The organism is Vibrio sp. VB16 (assembly GCF_015594925.2).
In the GTDB taxonomy this organism is placed as follows: Bacteria; Pseudomonadota; Gammaproteobacteria; order Enterobacterales; family Vibrionaceae; genus Vibrio.
The window spans coordinates 451,881-467,983 of sequence record NZ_CP087590.1 but is presented as its reverse complement, the minus strand read 5'-3'; the positions used below and the strand labels follow the sequence as shown (position 1 = coordinate 467,983).

Here is a 16,103-nt window from a genome sequence, read left to right as displayed (position 1 = left end):
TTACGCTAAATCACCTGCTATTAAAGGTACAAATCGAACCGGTTCAATAACCGTTGAAATGAATTCACCACCTTGTCTTACTATTTTCAACAATTGTTGATTATCGCCACCAACTGGAATAACTAAACACCCTTTGTCTGCTAGCTGAGCTAACAACTCTTGCGGAACCTGAGTAGCCGCGGCGGTAACGACGATCGCATCGAAAGGAGCTTGAGTCGACCATCCTTGCCAACCATCGGCATGCTTAGTAGAGACATTGTATATATCGAGTAACTTAAGTCGCCTTTTCGCATCCCATTGCAATGATTTGATACGTTCTACGGAATAAACTCTGTCCACTAACTGGGCCAACACCGCGGTTTGGTATCCTGAGCCTGTTCCTATTTCTAGTAATCTAGAATTAGGGAACAAGTTTAACAATTCCGTCATCTTGGCAACAATATATGGCTGAGAGATTGTTTGCCCATGAGCAATCGGTAAAGCATTATTATCATAGGCCTGATGCATTAGCGCTTCAGATATAAAATGTTCTCTCGGTACTCGACGAATAGCATCGAGTACTTTGGGACATTGAATTCCACTAGAAGATAGAAAATCTATTAATCTATCTGCTTGAGGGTTGCTCATTTCACGTTACCTTTTAGCCAAGTATCCATGCTACCAAGAGAATCATGCGCCGTTAAATCGACCTGCATTGGAGTAATAGAAACCAGTCCATTCTCTATCGCATAAAAGTCGGTACCTAAACCTGCATCTTGCTCTCTTCCTGGAGGCCCTAACCAATAAACATCATGACCTCGAGGGTCTTGTTGTTTGATCATGGTTTCTGCGTGATGACGTGCGCCAAGTCGTGTGACTTGCTGCCCTTTCAGTTCATCAAATGGTACATCCGGTATATTGATATTAAGAAGTCGGTTTGCCGGAATAGGCGACATATTATGTTGATCAACAATCGCACGAACAATTCTACCCGCGGTCTCAAAATGTTGATCGCCTACCAATGAAAATGCAATCGACTGAACACCAAGAAAGTGTCCTTCCATTGCGGCGGCAACCGTCCCTGAATAAAGCACATCATCGCCTAAGTTAGCACCATGATTGATTCCAGAAAGTACAAGATCGGGCATGTCATCTTTAAGCAACTCATTTAATGCAAAATGAACACAATCTGTTGGCGTCCCTTGAACCGAATAAATGTTTTTCTCGATTTCGACCACCCTTAAAGGGTTTTCTAGTGTTAACGAGTTTGATGCACCAGAGCGATTCCGGTCTGGGGCAACAATAACAATTTCGGCCATATCCTTTAATGATTCAGCAAGTGCTTTAATTCCATTTGCATGCACACCATCATCATTACTTAGTAGAATCTTCATTACTTATCCTTGATCAAAATGACGCTCTACTGGGATTTCTTCAATTAACTCTCTAACAATAGAAGTTGCAAAGCTGCCAGATGTTAATGAAAATGAAAGTTGGATCATACTATCTTCCACTTTGAAGCGAAGACCTAAAGGCCTTAATAGTACATCCCTTCGATCATGACGCATTCTGTTACCTCGGATGAGAGCCATCAGCTCAGGCTCTGCATCAACCACAGCCTGTTCTATCTCAAGCGCATCTTCTTTTGTAGGTAAAGCATTATCTCCAGCTAATGCCGCTGTTAAGGTTGATTTACCTGCCTCTAATTCTTCCTGAAAGCTTGATATGTTTGCTTCATCAATCTCAATTAACTTATCAGGTTGACTCACGATATCACCGGCAATCAGGGTATTAATAACCCCTTTGTTCATCCGGCTTGACACAATGTGATTAAATATCCAAGAACGGGCAGTCGATAAATAAAGGCTACGTTGATTCTGGTTTTTAGTTCGAACGTTATCTCTACCCCAACGTCTTGCTTCAGATAGGTTATTGCCTTCTCTACCAAACCTTTGCGCACCAAAATAATTAGGCACACCGTTTTCGATCACTTGTTGTATTCTCGCTTCGACATCGTCTGTATCCGTCACTTCAGACAACGTAATTTCAAAATCGTTACCAATGAGGTCTCCCGGACGGAGTTTTCTGTTATGGCGTGCCGTTTCGAGAATTTGAATACTTGGATACTGCTGTTCAAACACTGAAAAATCAGGTGTATCCAATTTTGGAAGCTGGATACTGAGCCATTGTTCAGTTATCGCATGCCTATCTTTTAAACCGGCCCATCCGATATTCTTAGATTTAACACCGCATACTTTGGCTAATTCATTTACCACAAAACTGGTATTTTCACCTGTCTTACGAATACGAACCATTAAATGCTCACCAGATCCCGAAAATTCAAACCCCAGATTTTCTTTTACAACAAAGTGCTCTGGTTTCGCTTTCAATTTAGCTTTTGAAGTTGGCTTACCATGTAAATAAGCCAATTCGGCTAGGATATCTGTCATTAGTTTTCTATCTTCTTTAATAAAACAACAGCTTCGCACGCAATGCCTTCTTTTCTTCCGGTAAAGCCGAGTTTTTCTGTTGTTGTTGCTTTCACGTTTACATTATCCACAGACGTTCGTAGGTCTTCTGAAATAACATCACGCATACACTGAATATAAGGTAACATCTTAGGAGACTGGGCAATAATGGTCACGTCTAGGTTGCCAATTTGATAGCCTTTCTCGTTGACAAGTCGGTATACTTCTTTCATCAACTCACGACTATTTGCACCTTTCCATTGTTCATCCGTATCCGGAAAATGACGGCCAATATCACCCTGCGATATGGCACCTAAAAGTGCATCTGTTAAAGCATGGAGTGCAACATCACCATCAGAATGCGCTATCAATCCTTGTTCATAAGGAATAGAAACACCACCAATTATTATTGGTCCATCACCACCAAACTTGTGCACATCAAAACCGTGGCCAATTCGGATCATCAACTATTTCCTTTTTCCTAAACACTAGGGTCTATTGTTCTTTCGTGGTTAAAGTTTTTTCGAGATAATGTTATATTCGTTCACCTAACGCGTTCACCTAGATAGAAAGCGGCTAAAGCTAAATCTTCGGGCTGCGTTATCTTAAAATTATCCATCCTTCCTATAACTAGCTTAGGCTTACAACCCGCCCACTCCATTGCCGATGCTTCATCAGTAATGTTAATGCCTGCCTTCATCGCACCAACCAGTGCATCATGTAGTGGCTGAACCTTAAACATTTGGGGTGTTAATGCATGCCACAAATTTTCTCTATCTACGGTTTCATTTATCGAAGCCGAACGGTTTCCACGTTTCATTGTATCTCGTACCGGTGCCGCTAAAATACCGCCGTCTTCTGTCACCATTACCTGCTTGATCAATTTATCGATATCAGCTAAATCTATACAAGGTCTAGCCGCATCATGTACCAATACCCACGCATCTGGTTTTTTAACCGTATGCAATAAATAATCAAGGCCAGACAACACCGAGTCAGCACGCTCTAAACCACCGATTACACGGATAACATTGTTGTTCGACGCCAATGAAAGCTGCTTGAAATAAGCATCGTCATCAGAAACGGCAATAATAACCTTATCAATACTAGGATGTTCTAAAAGCTTATCAACGGTGTGTTCTAAGATGGTTTTATTGTGCAGCTTTAAGTACTGTTTAGGCAGATCTGCTTTCATTCTACTACCAATACCGGCAGCAGGAACAATGGCATAAAGTGGTTTTAAGTGTGGAGTCGTCATTTACGCATTCGACCTATTGAGAGCTGTCGTCGATGATTCGATAAAAAGTTTCACCTTCTTTAACTAAGCCAAGCTCATTTCTCGCTCTCTCTTCGATAGCGTCTAGCCCTTGTCTTAGATCTTCGATTTCGGCAAACATCTTCGCGTTTCTTTCATTCAACTCTCTGTTTACCGACTGCTGAACCTCTATTTCACTCACTACATTGGTACGCTCAAGCATACCGTTCTTCCCCCAAACAAGGGTGTAGATCAGTAAAGAAAACAGTAGTACTAAGGCAAGAGTAAATAGACGCACGCTAGATTATTCTCGTTGTATTAATTGTGGATGATATGGGAAGTATATATAGCATAAATTGGGGCTAGGGGCGAGATTAGTGGTTCATCCATGAATCTAAGAGTCTGAATCTAAAAGAGAGCAAAGCCATCGTTTCAGTTCTAGAACCTAGGTTCCTTTAGACATAAAAAAGCGCCTCACAAAGAGACGCTTTTAAATAATACTCACAACTAAAGAGTTACAAAATCAAACAATCCTAATGGATTATTGACCTTTAACTTCTTTAAGACCGTTAAAAGGAGCACGAGCACCTAGCGCTTCTTCAATACGGATAAGTTGGTTGTACTTAGCAACACGGTCAGAACGGCTCATAGAACCAGTTTTGATTTGACCTGCAGCAGTACCTACCGCTAGATCAGCGATAGTTGCATCTTCAGTTTCACCTGAACGGTGAGAAATAACCGCAGTATAACCAGCATCTTTAGCCATCTTAATTGCAGCTAGAGTTTCAGTTAGAGTACCGATTTGGTTGAACTTGATAAGGATAGAGTTAGCAACGCCTTTCTCGATACCTTCAGCAAGAATCTTAGTATTAGTTACGAATAGATCATCACCAACTAATTGAAGCTTGTCGCCCATAAGATCAGTTTGATGCTTGAAACCATCCCAATCTGACTCGTCAAGACCGTCTTCGATAGATACGATTGGGTATTGGCTAGCAAGATCTTGTAGGTAGAAGTTGAATTCTTCAGAAGTGAAGACTTTTCCTTCGCCTTTCATGTTGTAGTTTCCAGCTTCTTTGTCGTAAAACTCAGATGCTGCACAGTCCATAGCAAGAGTAACGTCTTTACCTAGCTCGTAACCAGCAAGCTCTACAGCTTCTTTGATTGCAGCTAGTGCAGCAGCGTTAGATTCTAGGTTAGGAGCGAAACCACCTTCATCACCAACTGCTGTGCTGAGGCCTTTAGCTTTAAGTACTTTAGCTAGGTTGTGGAATACTTCTGCGCCAATGCGTAGAGCTTCTTTAAGAGTAGAAGCGCCAACAGGTTGAATCATAAATTCTTGGATATCAACGTTGTTATCCGCGTGCTCACCACCATTGATGATGTTCATCATTGGTAGAGGCATAGAGAATTGACCTGGAGTGCCGTTTAGTTCAGCAATGTGCTCAAACAAAGGCATACCTTTAGCTGCTGCAGCTGCTTTAGCATTCGCAAGAGATACCGCTAGGATTGCGTTAGCACCAAATTTAGCTTTGTTATCTGTGCCATCTAAGTCGATCATCACTTGGTCAACTTCAGCTTGAGCTTTAGCATCTTTACCAGTTAGAGCATCAGCAATTGCACCATTTACAGCGTCAACCGCTTTAAGAACACCTTTACCTAGGAAACGGGCTTTGTCACCATCACGTAGCTCAAGAGCTTCGCGAGAACCAGTAGATGCGCCAGATGGAGCAGCAGCCATACCGACGAAACCGCCTTCTAGGTGTACTTCAGCTTCTACAGTTGGGTTACCACGTGAGTCGATGATTTCGCGACCTAGAACTTTAACGATCTTAGACATTGATGTTTCCTCTCATTCATTTGTATATCAAAACTAAGAATAACCACACCTTATGTGCGATTATCCGGATTCTTGTATTACTTATTTGTTTTCTAATTCACCGCGCTGATATTCACCAGCTGCCTTTACAAATCCTGCGAACAACGGATGACCATCGCGAGGTGTAGATGTGAATTCTGGGTGGAATTGAGATGCAACAAACCACGGATGGTTTGGATTCTCGATTACCTCAACAAGTTTCTTGTCTGCGGATAGGCCTGATACTTTAAGGCCTGCTTTTTCAATTTGCGGACGAAGATTGTTGTTTACTTCATAACGGTGGCGATGACGCTCATGGATTGTCGCGCTACCGTAGAGCTCTTTTGCCAATGTGCCTTTTTCTAGATGACATAGCTGAGAGCCAAGACGCATAGTACCACCAAGATCAGATTGCTCAGTACGTTCTTCAACTTTACCTTCGCCATCGACCCATTCGGTAATCAATCCTACCACTGGATACTTTGTTTCTTTATCAAACTCTGTTGAATGTGCCCCTTCAAGTCCTGCAACATTTCTTGCAAACTCTATTAAGGCGACTTGCATACCCAAACAGATACCTAAGTAAGGCACTTTATTCTCACGTGCGTATTGTGCCGCAAGGATTTTCCCGTTAATACCACGGTCACCAAATCCACCGGGAACAAGAATAGCATCTAGACCTGCTAGCGCCTCATCACCTTTACTCTCAACATCTTGAGAATCAACGTACTTAATTTTTACGTTTAGTCGATTTTTTAATCCGGCATGTTTCAGCGCTTCGTTAACAGATTTGTAAGCATCTGGAAGCTCGATATATTTACCGACCATTCCAATGGTTACATCCGCTGTTGGGTTTGCTTCTTCGTAGATGACTTGCTCCCACTCAGATAGATCAGCGTCTGGTGCATCAATACCGAAGCGTGTGCATACTAAATCATCTAAAGATTGAGCTTTTATTAATTGAGGGATTTTGTAGATTGAATCTACATCCTTCATAGAGATAACGGCTTTTTCTGGTACGTTACAGAAAAGAGCAATTTTCTTACGTTCATTCGCAGGGATAATACGATCACTACGGCAAACCAAAATATCAGGTTGTATACCAATAGATAGCAGCTCTTTAACAGAGTGTTGAGTCGGTTTCGTTTTCAGTTCACCAGCGGCAGCTAAATAAGGTACTAATGTTAAGTGCATAAACATAGCATGTTCACGCCCTACTTCAGCCGCTAGCTGACGAATCGCTTCCATAAATGGCAACGACTCTATATCACCCACAGTTCCGCCAACTTCTACAAGTGCGATATCATGGCCTTTAGCGCCGGCATAAACACGATCTTTGATTTCATTAGTAATATGTGGGATAACCTGAATAGTCGCACCAAGGTAATCGCCACGACGTTCTTTACGAAGAACATCGGCGTAAACACGACCTGCAGTAAAGTTGTTACGTTTCGTCATTTTGGTACGAATGAATCGTTCATAATGACCAAGATCAAGATCGGTTTCTGCCCCGTCTTCTGTAACAAATACTTCACCGTGCTGAGTTGGGCTCATTGTGCCCGGATCAACGTTGATGTAAGGGTCAAGCTTCATCATGGTCACTTTAAGACCACGAGCTTCTAAAATAGCGGCAAGAGATGCGGCTGCAATACCTTTACCTAGTGAGGATACAACCCCGCCAGTAACAAAAATGTAATTTGTCGTCATGTTTAACCTGAAATTGGTTGAATGAGGGAAAAAAGGTGCTTTCTGGACGGGATGTAAATATACCAGAAGCCCTTTATCGCCACAACGTGAAACTTATCACACTTGGTTAATTTATTTTTTGCTTCAAATCAATTCCGCCAATCATAAGCTGACGCAGAGCGGTTAGGCTTATTTCTCGGAACAAAGTATAGACACCGATACTTCACTCTAGCAAGGCACAGCGCAACTGGTCAGATCTTATCGATTGAGAAACCTATTTTCGGTAGCGTTCACTAACCACCCTTTTTCACAACATCCCACATTGCATCCAATTCATCCAAACTAAAATCGTCCAATTGTTTTCCTTTCTCACGAACGAGACGCTCAACACCTTTAAAGCGCTTTTCGAATTTATTGTTTGCTTTACGTAATGCTGCTTCGGGATCTTTTCCTAGATGACGAACTAAGTTAACCGTGGCAAAAAGAAGATCGCCCAACTCTTCCTCTACTGCCTCTTCATTAGGCGTTACCTGAAGCACTTCTTCCAGAACTTCATCGAGCTCTTCTTTTACTTTATCTACCACAGGCCCAAGCGTATCCCAATCAAATCCATGTTTAGCGCAGCGTTTTTGAATCTTATTCGCCTTTGAAAGCGCAGGAAGCGACGACGGTACAGAATCGAGAATGCTCTCTTCTGTTTTGCCTAATTTGGCCTTCTCTCTCGCCTTTTCCTCTTCCCAGTGCACATTTAATTCGTCAACGCTCTCAAATTTAGCTTGAGAAAATACATGAGGATGACGACGAATAAGCTTTTCGTTGGCCGTTTCTACAACATCATTAAAATCAAAAAGCTGTTGTTCTTTCGCCAGTTGACTATAAAAAATGACCTGAAAAAGAAGGTCACCTAACTCTTCCTTGAGATTATCCCAATCTTTATTATGTATAGCATCCACTACCTCAAATGTCTCTTCAATAGTATGAGGCACGATGGTTTCAAAATTCTGTTTTAGATCCCAAGGACAGCCTTGCTCTGGGTCTCTGAGTTGGGACATAATCAAAATCAATTCATCAATGGGATTCGCTGTCATTTTTAACCTTTTTATAATAATAGAATAGAGCGTATTGAGAGACTCTAGTTTAACCTTCTGACTGAAATGACATCTTTAATCTGCTCAATCCTTGAAACAATTCGGCTAAGTATTTCAACATTTCTGACCTCTATGTTGAAATCCATTATCGACATTTGACGTTTATAATCGCTGCGGCTTTTCATGCTAGAAATCTTTAACTTTTCGTTTGCCAGCAGCGTGGTGATATCCTTAAGTAAGCCGCTTCGCTCTAATGCTTCAATCCTTAACGTAAGTATAAAGTTACCCGCAAAGCTCGCTCCCCAAACCGTGTCAATAATACGTTCAGGTGCATGTAACCTTAACTCTGCCAGTTGCTCACAGTCACTTCTATGGACAGAAATGCCCCGTCCCTGTGTAATATAACCGGCGATGATGTCTCCAGGTATTGGCTGACAACAGCGTGCGAGATGAGACATGAGGTTGTCGACCCCTTCAACCACGATGGCGTCTTTATGGGAGTGGCTTTGGCTTGACGATTTAGATTCTGATTCTTGTAGTTTCTCTAGCGCTTGTTTATCTTCTTCTTCTGCCGTCGGCTTATTTACGAGGGCATTTATATGGTTGATAACCTGATTTATTCTCAAGTCACCACTACCAATGCCAGCATAAAGCTCATCTGGTGTATTTACATTGAACCGTCGAAGTGCGTAATCATTGGCATCCTTCACTGTTGCGCCAATTTTTGCTAATTCTGTCTCTAGGATTTCCCGACCCGCTTCTACATTCTGCTCACGGCTCTCTTTCCTAAACCAGGCGTTAATCTTGGCTCTAGCTCTGCTTGAGTGAACAAACCCAAGTGAACTATTCAACCAATCTCTTGATGGGTTCGGCTCTTTTTGAGTAATGATCTCCACCTGATCCCCCATCTCAAGCTTATGGGTAAACGGTACAATTCTTCCGGCCACTTTTGTGCCGATACATCGATGCCCTACCTCAGAGTGAATATGATAGGCAAAATCAAGTGGTGTCGCTCCCATTGGTAAATCAACGACATCACCTTTTGGAGTAAAGGCATAAACACGATCATCAAATACTTGACTACGAAGTTCATCCAACATTTCACCAGAGTCAGACATTTCCTCTTGCCAATCGAGTAATTTACGCAGCCACGTGATTTTCTCATCATAGCCACTGCGTCCAGTCGATGCGCCCTCTTTATATTTCCAGTGCGCCGCAACACCTAGTTCAGAATCCTCGTGCATCTGTTTCGTTCTGATTTGAATCTCGATTGTTTTGCCTTCCGGACCAAGGATAACGGTATGGATAGACTGATATCCGTTTGGTTTTGGATTGGCAACATAGTCATCAAACTCGCTAGGAAGGTGTTTGTATTTGGTGTGAACAATACCTAGTGCGGCATAACAATCTTGAAGTTCATCGGCAATAATCCTTACCGCACGAACATCAAATAGTTCATCAAATGCGAGATTTTTTTTCTGCATTTTCCGCCAGATACTGTAAATATGTTTGGGACGACCACTCACCTCAGCATTGATATTCGTTGCTTTCATTTCAGACATTAAATCTGCTACAAAATCATCGATGTAATACTCACGCACAATTCGACGCTCTGAAATTTGTTTGGCAATTTGCTTATAGATATCTGATTGCTGATAACGGAACGCGTAGTCTTCTATTTCCCATTTTAACTGACCGATTCCAAGTCGGTTGGCCAGAGGTGCATAGATATTGGCACACTCTTTTGCTGCGGTTTGGCGCACTTCAATAGGCTTATCTTTGACTTCACGAAGATTACAGATGCGCTCCGCAAGCTTGATAACAACACAACGAAAATCATCGACCATAGCGAGTAGCATACGACGGACGTTATCCACTTGACCAGACGCAGCTGAATCCGCTCTGGTGACGTTGAGTTGACCAATAGCGGCCATCTCTTCAACACCATCGATAAGCTTGATAATCTCTTTACCATAGACTTCTTCCAGCGCCTCTCTTTCAAAGAAACCGCTAGAAACAACAGGAAATAACTGAGCCGCAATCAAGGTTGCTCTATCCATAGAGAGTGTGATCAATATTTCGATCATCTCGCGACCTCTCCAAAGCAATAACGATGCTTGCTCCTTACCCTCAAGGTGAGCCTCACACTGCCTATAGACTTCCAGAAGCTTTTTACTGGTTTTATTATCCTGTCCTAAGCTAGAAACCCATGTCTCTAACTCAAACTCTTCATCTTTGTTTAAGTGCGCACTACGTACCGCAACCATTTTAATTCCTAGCTTTTTCTATTTGAAGACTGACACGTCGTCTGTCGTCTTATTTATTTGGTATTTACTATTTCTTTGAAACAGAGCCATCGATTCTAAATGACTAGTATGTGGAAACATATCCAGCATGCCTAGTCGGGTCAATTTAAAGCCTTGGTCAAGTAAACTCTGACAATCTCTGGCAAGCGTAGCAGGATTACAAGAAACGTACACTACGCTCTTAACTCCAAGCTCAAAAAGTTGATCTACAACGCCGCTTGCCCCTGCTCTAGCAGGGTCTAGCAACACCTTGTCAAACTTAGATTTAGCCCACTCATTATTTGATATATCTTGTTCAAGATTGGTTTGAAAGAACTCGACATTATTAATCTCGTTTTTCTTAGCATTAGCTTTGGCTTGGTCCACCATTTCTTGTATACCTTCGACGCCAACAACCGCTTTTGCTTTAGTTGCCATTGGCAGACTAAAGTTCCCGAGACCACAAAAAAGATCAAGCACTCTGTCTTCGCTGGTAATATCTAGCCACTCTATCGCTTGGCTCACCATCTGTTGGTTCACCTTTCGGTTAATCTGAATAAAGTTCGTCGGCAAAAATGGAATAATAAAGCCACCTTCACTGTATGCTGGCTTTTCGCCTTCCAATAGCTGTAATGTGTCTTGATCCGATAAAACATAAAGCGCTAACGCTTTTCTTTTTGAAAACTCACGTAACGATAACAAATCTACATCGGGTAACGGTTTCATCACTCTCAACATAAGAACCGGTTGATCATCCCCCAACGCCAGCTCTAAATGGCCTAACTCTGTCTGTTTTTTAAAACTAGTGAGCATAGTATACAATTCAGGCAGTAATTCATTTAGCTTGGGTTCTAGGGCGGCACAATGGGATACCTGAACAATTTGTTTGCTCTGTTTTTTGCGAAAACCAAACTCAAGTTTTGAACCGTTCTCTTTTTGGCCACCTTTGGTATTGAAATACAGGCTTATGCGCGCACGACGTCGGTAGCCTTGATCTTCGCCAAGAATTGGCGCTGCCAACTCGAGTTCTTCACCAGAGAATTTTTTTATCAGTTGACGAAGAGAATTCTGTTTATATTCTACCTGTGCAGAATGGTTTAGGTGTTGCATATTGCAACCTCCACACTCTTTATAAACAGGACAAAATGCTTCCATACGTTCAGGGCTTGATTTAAGTATTTTGATTAACTTTGCACGAGAAAATTTACTTTTGCTCTCAGTGAGTTGAATCAACACTTCTTCTTCAGGCAATACGCCATCGATAAAAACTGTTTTTTTGTTTAAAAATGCTATTCCAGCACCTTGATGATCGAGCCTTTCAACACGAACCTGCTGATGCTTTGTATCTAATGAAGTTTTCTTTTTAGGTTGATAAAAACGCGCCATGTTAAGTCTCTTTTGTCCTAGTATCACTATTCTTACTTGGGAAGATTGTCGAATTGATGTGCTTTGTTTAAGCTATTGATATATTTTCCCATATCCAGACCGCATTGTAATTAGCGAATAAGTAATCAGATAATAATGACCAGATATGGCCTACGAGCCCGCGTAATCACTCTAACTTTAGCGCCAACATTAATTGTTGGCTTGTTATTGAGTACATTTTTTACTTCAAATCGTTATAACGATTTGGAAACTCAGCTGATCTCTTCAGGAACGAGTATTCTAGAACCTCTCGCGATTGCAAGCGAATATGGGATGACGGAACAAAGCCATGAAGCGGTTCGGCGCATTATTAGTTACGCGCACAGAAAAAATTCGGCTATCGTTCGGAGCATTGCCGTTTTTGATGCTAACCATCAGCTATTTGTAACGTCTAATTTTCATCCAAATTTTGAAGCGCTAACATTCCCCCGAGATAAACCGATACCACTTTTGACCAACATCGAACTGGTTGACTCCCGTTTAATACTAAGAGCACCAATTATTGCCGAAGGGAAGTTTTTTCTGCAGAGTGAGACCGCGACTGACCTCAATCAACCCCTTGGTTACATTTCCATGGAGCTCGATTTATCGACGCTTAGATTACAACAATATCAGGAAATTTTTGCGGCGCTCGTCGTATTAGTTCTAGGTCTTGGTCTTTCTGCTGTATTTGCGTATCGGTTAATGCACGATGTAACACAACCCATCACCAACATGCAAGAGACCGTCGACCGAATACGTCGTGGTCATCTAGATTCACGAATTGAAGGCACAATGCATGGTGAGCTCGATTCGCTCAAAAATGGTATCAATGCCATGGCAATGTCTTTGTCTGAATACCATGTAGAAATGCAGCATAGTATTGACCAAGCAACATCCGATCTTAGAGAAACATTAGAGCAACTTGAGATTCAGAATGTTGAATTAGATATCGCCAAAAAACGGGCTCAGGAAGCCGCTCGTGTTAAATCTGAATTTTTGGCTAATATGTCTCATGAATTAAGAACACCACTTAATGGCGTAATTGGTTTTACGCGCCAAATGCTCAAGACAAACCTATCCTCTAGCCAGACTGATTATCTACAAACTATTGAACGTTCCGCCAACAACCTATTACATATTATCAATGACATCTTAGACTTCTCGAAACTTGAAGCCGGTAAGCTATTGCTCGAAAATATCCCGTTTGAATTCCAAGAAAGTCTAGAAGAAGTGGTTAGCTTGCAGGCGACCACCGCTCATGAAAAGGGATTGGAAATCACCCTCAAGGTCGATCCTAAAATCCCTGCGGGGCTCATTGGTGATCCGTTACGTATTCAGCAGGTTTTGACAAATTTAATGGGTAACTCAATTAAATTTACTGAGCGAGGAAACATTGATATCAGCGTTGAGTTACGAGCAAAAAAAGACGACAGTGTTGAGCTACAATTTATGGTTCGAGATACCGGTATAGGCATATCTGAAAGACAGCAGTCTCAACTATTCCAAGCATTTAGCCAAGCAGACGCGAGTATTTCGAGACGTTATGGAGGGACAGGTTTAGGCTTAGTCATCACCCAGAAATTAGTTGGCCAAATGGGGGGAGAAATAAGCCTAACAAGTCGGTTACACCAAGGCTCTACATTCTGGTTTACTTTACGTCTTGCAACGACTGATCTTCCGCAGCTTCATCAGGTTGAAAGCCAATATTTGCAAAATAAGCGTGTTCTCCTTATTGAACCAAATATGCAGGCCGCCTCGATCGTTCAACAACAACTTGGCCAAGAAGGCTTACTGGTTACCTACCAAACCAGCGTGCCAAATGATTTCGATAGACAAGATTGTGCATTAATCAGTCTCTCTCCTAAAAAAGAGAATAGCTTTAAAGAGGTCAGCAAATGGATAGAAAAAACTCAAACCTATGCGGATCAAGTAATCATCGCGATTCCAAGCACAGAACTTGCGTTAGCAGAAAAAATTTCTGAAACCTTTCACATCCAGTGTATGACAAAACCACTTTCACGCAGAAAACTATTAGGTTCACTTGCTAAGCATCAACAACAAACAAGTGTTGTGCTAGCCGAACCTGAAGTCGTTGAAATAGACGACTACGAAAAAATGGACCTCAAAGTGATGGCAGTAGATGACAATCCTGCCAACCTAAAATTGATTACAGCATTGCTTTCGGAACGTGTTGAATATGTGGTCTCTTGTTCTAGTGGCAAAAAGGCAATAGACGAAGCGACGAAGCAGAAATTTGATATTGTGCTTATGGATATTCAGATGCCTCATATGGATGGGGTAACGGCGAGTAGGAAGATAAGAGAAATAGAGCTAAACAACGATACCCCTGTTATAGCTGTGACTGCACACGCAATGAGCGGTGAAAGAGATCGTTTACTCAATGCTGGCATGGATGATTATCTAACAAAACCGATAGAAGAGCATATCCTTCAGCAGGTATTAGTTCACTGGAACCCAAACGCTCAGGAGTCAGTTGATAAACTTGAATTGCCCTCTGAAGTGATAATAGAGAGTCCGACCGACAAACCTAAAACAGATGTTATTGTTGATTGGCAAACCGCACTAAAACAGGCAGCCAATAAAGTGGAACTTGCCAAAGAAATGCTACAAATGTTAATAGACTTTATTGCTGAAGTTTCAGTGGTAGTGGAACAGGTATTAGAAGAGGATGATTATTCAACAGATGAACTCTTGCACTACATCCACAAACTTCATGGCAGTTGTTCATACAGCGGTGTTCCAAAATTAAAAGCGGTGTGTGCTGAGATTGAAAAATCACTTCGTTCGGGAAGAAGTATAGAAGATATCGAACCAGAGCTATTTGAACTGCAAGACGAAATGGACAAAGTTCTCACGACAGCGAAGCTTTATCTCAAATAAGATTTATACCTAAAATAAAAGCTGTATCTTAATAATAGATACAGCTTAAATGGTGACTAAGATTCCATCACTACTGTCGCGACAGCGTAATGTCGTTCATCAGAAATAGACAAGTGTACATGCGTGATACCTCGCTTATCGGCAATATCTTTGGCTCTGTTTTCTAACATTAGAATTGGTTTGCCATTTTCATCATTGCTAATGACGAAGTCATGGAAGGTAACGCCATGGGCAATCCCCGTCCCCAGAGCCTTAGACGCGGCTTCTTTTGCAGCAAAACGCTTAGCCAAAAAACGGCCTTGCTGCTTAAGAGTTAGATAGATTTGATATTCAGATTCCGCCAGAATTCTTTTGGCAAAAGCATCACCATTTCTTGATAACGCTTTCTCTAACCGCTCAATTTCCGCAATATCAGTTCCTAGCCCAACAATAGCCATCGATCTATCGTCTAGCTTGTATCATTGCCGTTCTCATATCTGCAACCGCTTTGTCTAAGCCGTCAAACACAGCGCGTCCCATGATAGAGTGCCCTATATTAAGCTCATAGAGCTCCGGAAGCGCGGCAATAGCACCAACGTTGTGATACGTTAACCCATGGCCTGCATTTACTGTTATGCCTTGGTCATCTGCATAGCTTGCAGCCGCAGCAATTTTTTTGAGTTCGTCTTGTTGATCTTGTTCTGTTTTTGCGTCCGCATAATGACCAGTATGAAGCTCTATAAATGGTGCTTTACAAGCTTTGGCTGCGTCAATTTGCTCACGATCAGCATCAATAAATAACGAGACTTTAATACCGGCTTCAGTGAGTTTCTTGGTTGCCGCTTTAATCTTCTCTAATTGGCCTTTAACGTCCAAGCCACCTTCAGTGGTGAGTTCTTCACGTTTTTCAGGGACAAGACAAACAAATTCAGGTTTGGTCTCGATCGCTATTTCGACCATCTCATCGGTGACCGCCATTTCTAAGTTCATACGAGTTTGAATGGTTTCACGAAGAATTCTCACATCTCGATCTAAGATATGACGGCGATCTTCACGTAAATGAACCGTGATACCATCGGCACCTGCTCTTTCCGCTATCTCAGCTGCGTGTACAGGATCGGGATATTTTGTTCCTCGTGCATTACGTAAAGTGGCAATATGGTCGATATTGACCCCTAAAAGAATAGAGCTCATTTC

Annotated in this window: 14 protein-coding genes; 1 reads left to right on the top strand and 13 read right to left on the bottom strand. The window is 41.9% G+C overall.

Annotation, left to right across the window (positions count from 1 at the left end):
• From IUZ65_RS02305 to rlmD, 11 genes are all read right to left on the bottom strand, one after another.
• A complete protein-coding gene (locus IUZ65_RS02305) occupies positions 1-627 on the bottom strand; it encodes a protein-L-isoaspartate(D-aspartate) O-methyltransferase (protein WP_195702192.1) in 627 nt (208 codons plus the stop codon).
• On the bottom strand, positions 624-1,373 hold the full coding sequence (surE, locus tag IUZ65_RS02300) for a 5'/3'-nucleotidase SurE (RefSeq protein WP_195702191.1): 750 nt from the start codon (positions 1,371-1,373) through the stop codon (positions 624-626). The genes IUZ65_RS02305 and surE overlap by 4 nt, the downstream gene beginning before the upstream one ends.
• A 3-nt stretch (positions 1,374-1,376) precedes the next feature.
• Positions 1,377-2,429 (bottom strand): tRNA pseudouridine(13) synthase TruD, encoded by a 1,053-nt coding sequence (gene truD, locus IUZ65_RS02295; RefSeq protein WP_195702190.1) that lies wholly within the window; start codon positions 2,427-2,429, stop codon positions 1,377-1,379.
• Positions 2,429-2,911, bottom strand: coding sequence for a 2-C-methyl-D-erythritol 2,4-cyclodiphosphate synthase (ispF, locus tag IUZ65_RS02290; protein WP_195702189.1), 483 nt, complete (start codon positions 2,909-2,911; stop codon positions 2,429-2,431). The genes truD and ispF overlap by 1 nt, the downstream gene beginning before the upstream one ends.
• 80 nt (positions 2,912-2,991) lie before the next feature.
• Positions 2,992-3,705 carry a 2-C-methyl-D-erythritol 4-phosphate cytidylyltransferase gene (ispD, locus tag IUZ65_RS02285; protein ID WP_195702188.1) on the bottom strand — a complete coding sequence of 238 codons (714 nt, stop codon included), beginning with the start codon at positions 3,703-3,705 and terminating at the stop codon, positions 2,992-2,994.
• Between the two features lie 13 nt (positions 3,706-3,718).
• Positions 3,719-4,000, bottom strand: coding sequence for a cell division protein FtsB (ftsB, locus tag IUZ65_RS02280; RefSeq protein ID WP_195702187.1), 282 nt, complete (start codon positions 3,998-4,000; stop codon positions 3,719-3,721).
• 243 nt (positions 4,001-4,243) lie between these two features.
• Complete coding sequence (eno, locus tag IUZ65_RS02275) at positions 4,244-5,542, bottom strand: phosphopyruvate hydratase (protein ID WP_195702186.1); 1,299 nt, start codon at positions 5,540-5,542, stop codon at positions 4,244-4,246.
• Between the two features lie 81 nt (positions 5,543-5,623).
• Complete coding sequence (locus IUZ65_RS02270) at positions 5,624-7,267, bottom strand: CTP synthase (RefSeq protein ID WP_195702185.1); 1,644 nt, start codon at positions 7,265-7,267, stop codon at positions 5,624-5,626.
• Between the two features lie 272 nt (positions 7,268-7,539).
• The gene (gene mazG / locus IUZ65_RS02265; RefSeq protein ID WP_195702184.1) at positions 7,540-8,334 is read right to left on the bottom strand and encodes a nucleoside triphosphate pyrophosphohydrolase; all 795 of its coding nucleotides are present in this window, start codon (positions 8,332-8,334) and stop codon (positions 7,540-7,542) included.
• 44 nt (positions 8,335-8,378) lie between these two features.
• Complete coding sequence (relA, locus tag IUZ65_RS02260; protein WP_195702183.1) at positions 8,379-10,601, bottom strand: GTP diphosphokinase; 2,223 nt, start codon at positions 10,599-10,601, stop codon at positions 8,379-8,381.
• Positions 10,602-10,619: 18 nt separating this feature from the next.
• A complete protein-coding gene (gene rlmD / locus IUZ65_RS02255; protein WP_195702182.1) occupies positions 10,620-12,005 on the bottom strand; it encodes a 23S rRNA (uracil(1939)-C(5))-methyltransferase RlmD in 1,386 nt (461 codons plus the stop codon).
• A 135-nt stretch (positions 12,006-12,140) separates the two neighbouring features.
• On the opposite strand from rlmD, the gene barA reads away from it, so the two are divergent.
• Positions 12,141-14,927, top strand: a complete 2,787-nt coding sequence (barA, locus tag IUZ65_RS02250) for a two-component sensor histidine kinase BarA (RefSeq protein ID WP_195702181.1) — start codon at positions 12,141-12,143, stop codon at positions 14,925-14,927.
• Positions 14,928-14,983: 56 nt separating this feature from the next.
• On the opposite strand, the gene acpS is transcribed toward barA, so the two are convergent.
• Together acpS and pdxJ are read right to left on the bottom strand one after the other, a co-directional pair.
• On the bottom strand, positions 14,984-15,364 hold the full coding sequence (acpS, locus tag IUZ65_RS02245) for a holo-ACP synthase (RefSeq protein ID WP_195702180.1): 381 nt from the start codon (positions 15,362-15,364) through the stop codon (positions 14,984-14,986).
• Positions 15,365-15,368: 4 nt separating this feature from the next.
• Entirely contained in the window at positions 15,369-16,100 is a 732-nt protein-coding gene (pdxJ, locus tag IUZ65_RS02240) for a pyridoxine 5'-phosphate synthase (RefSeq protein ID WP_195702179.1), read from the bottom strand.
• Positions 16,101-16,103 lie beyond the last annotated feature (3 nt).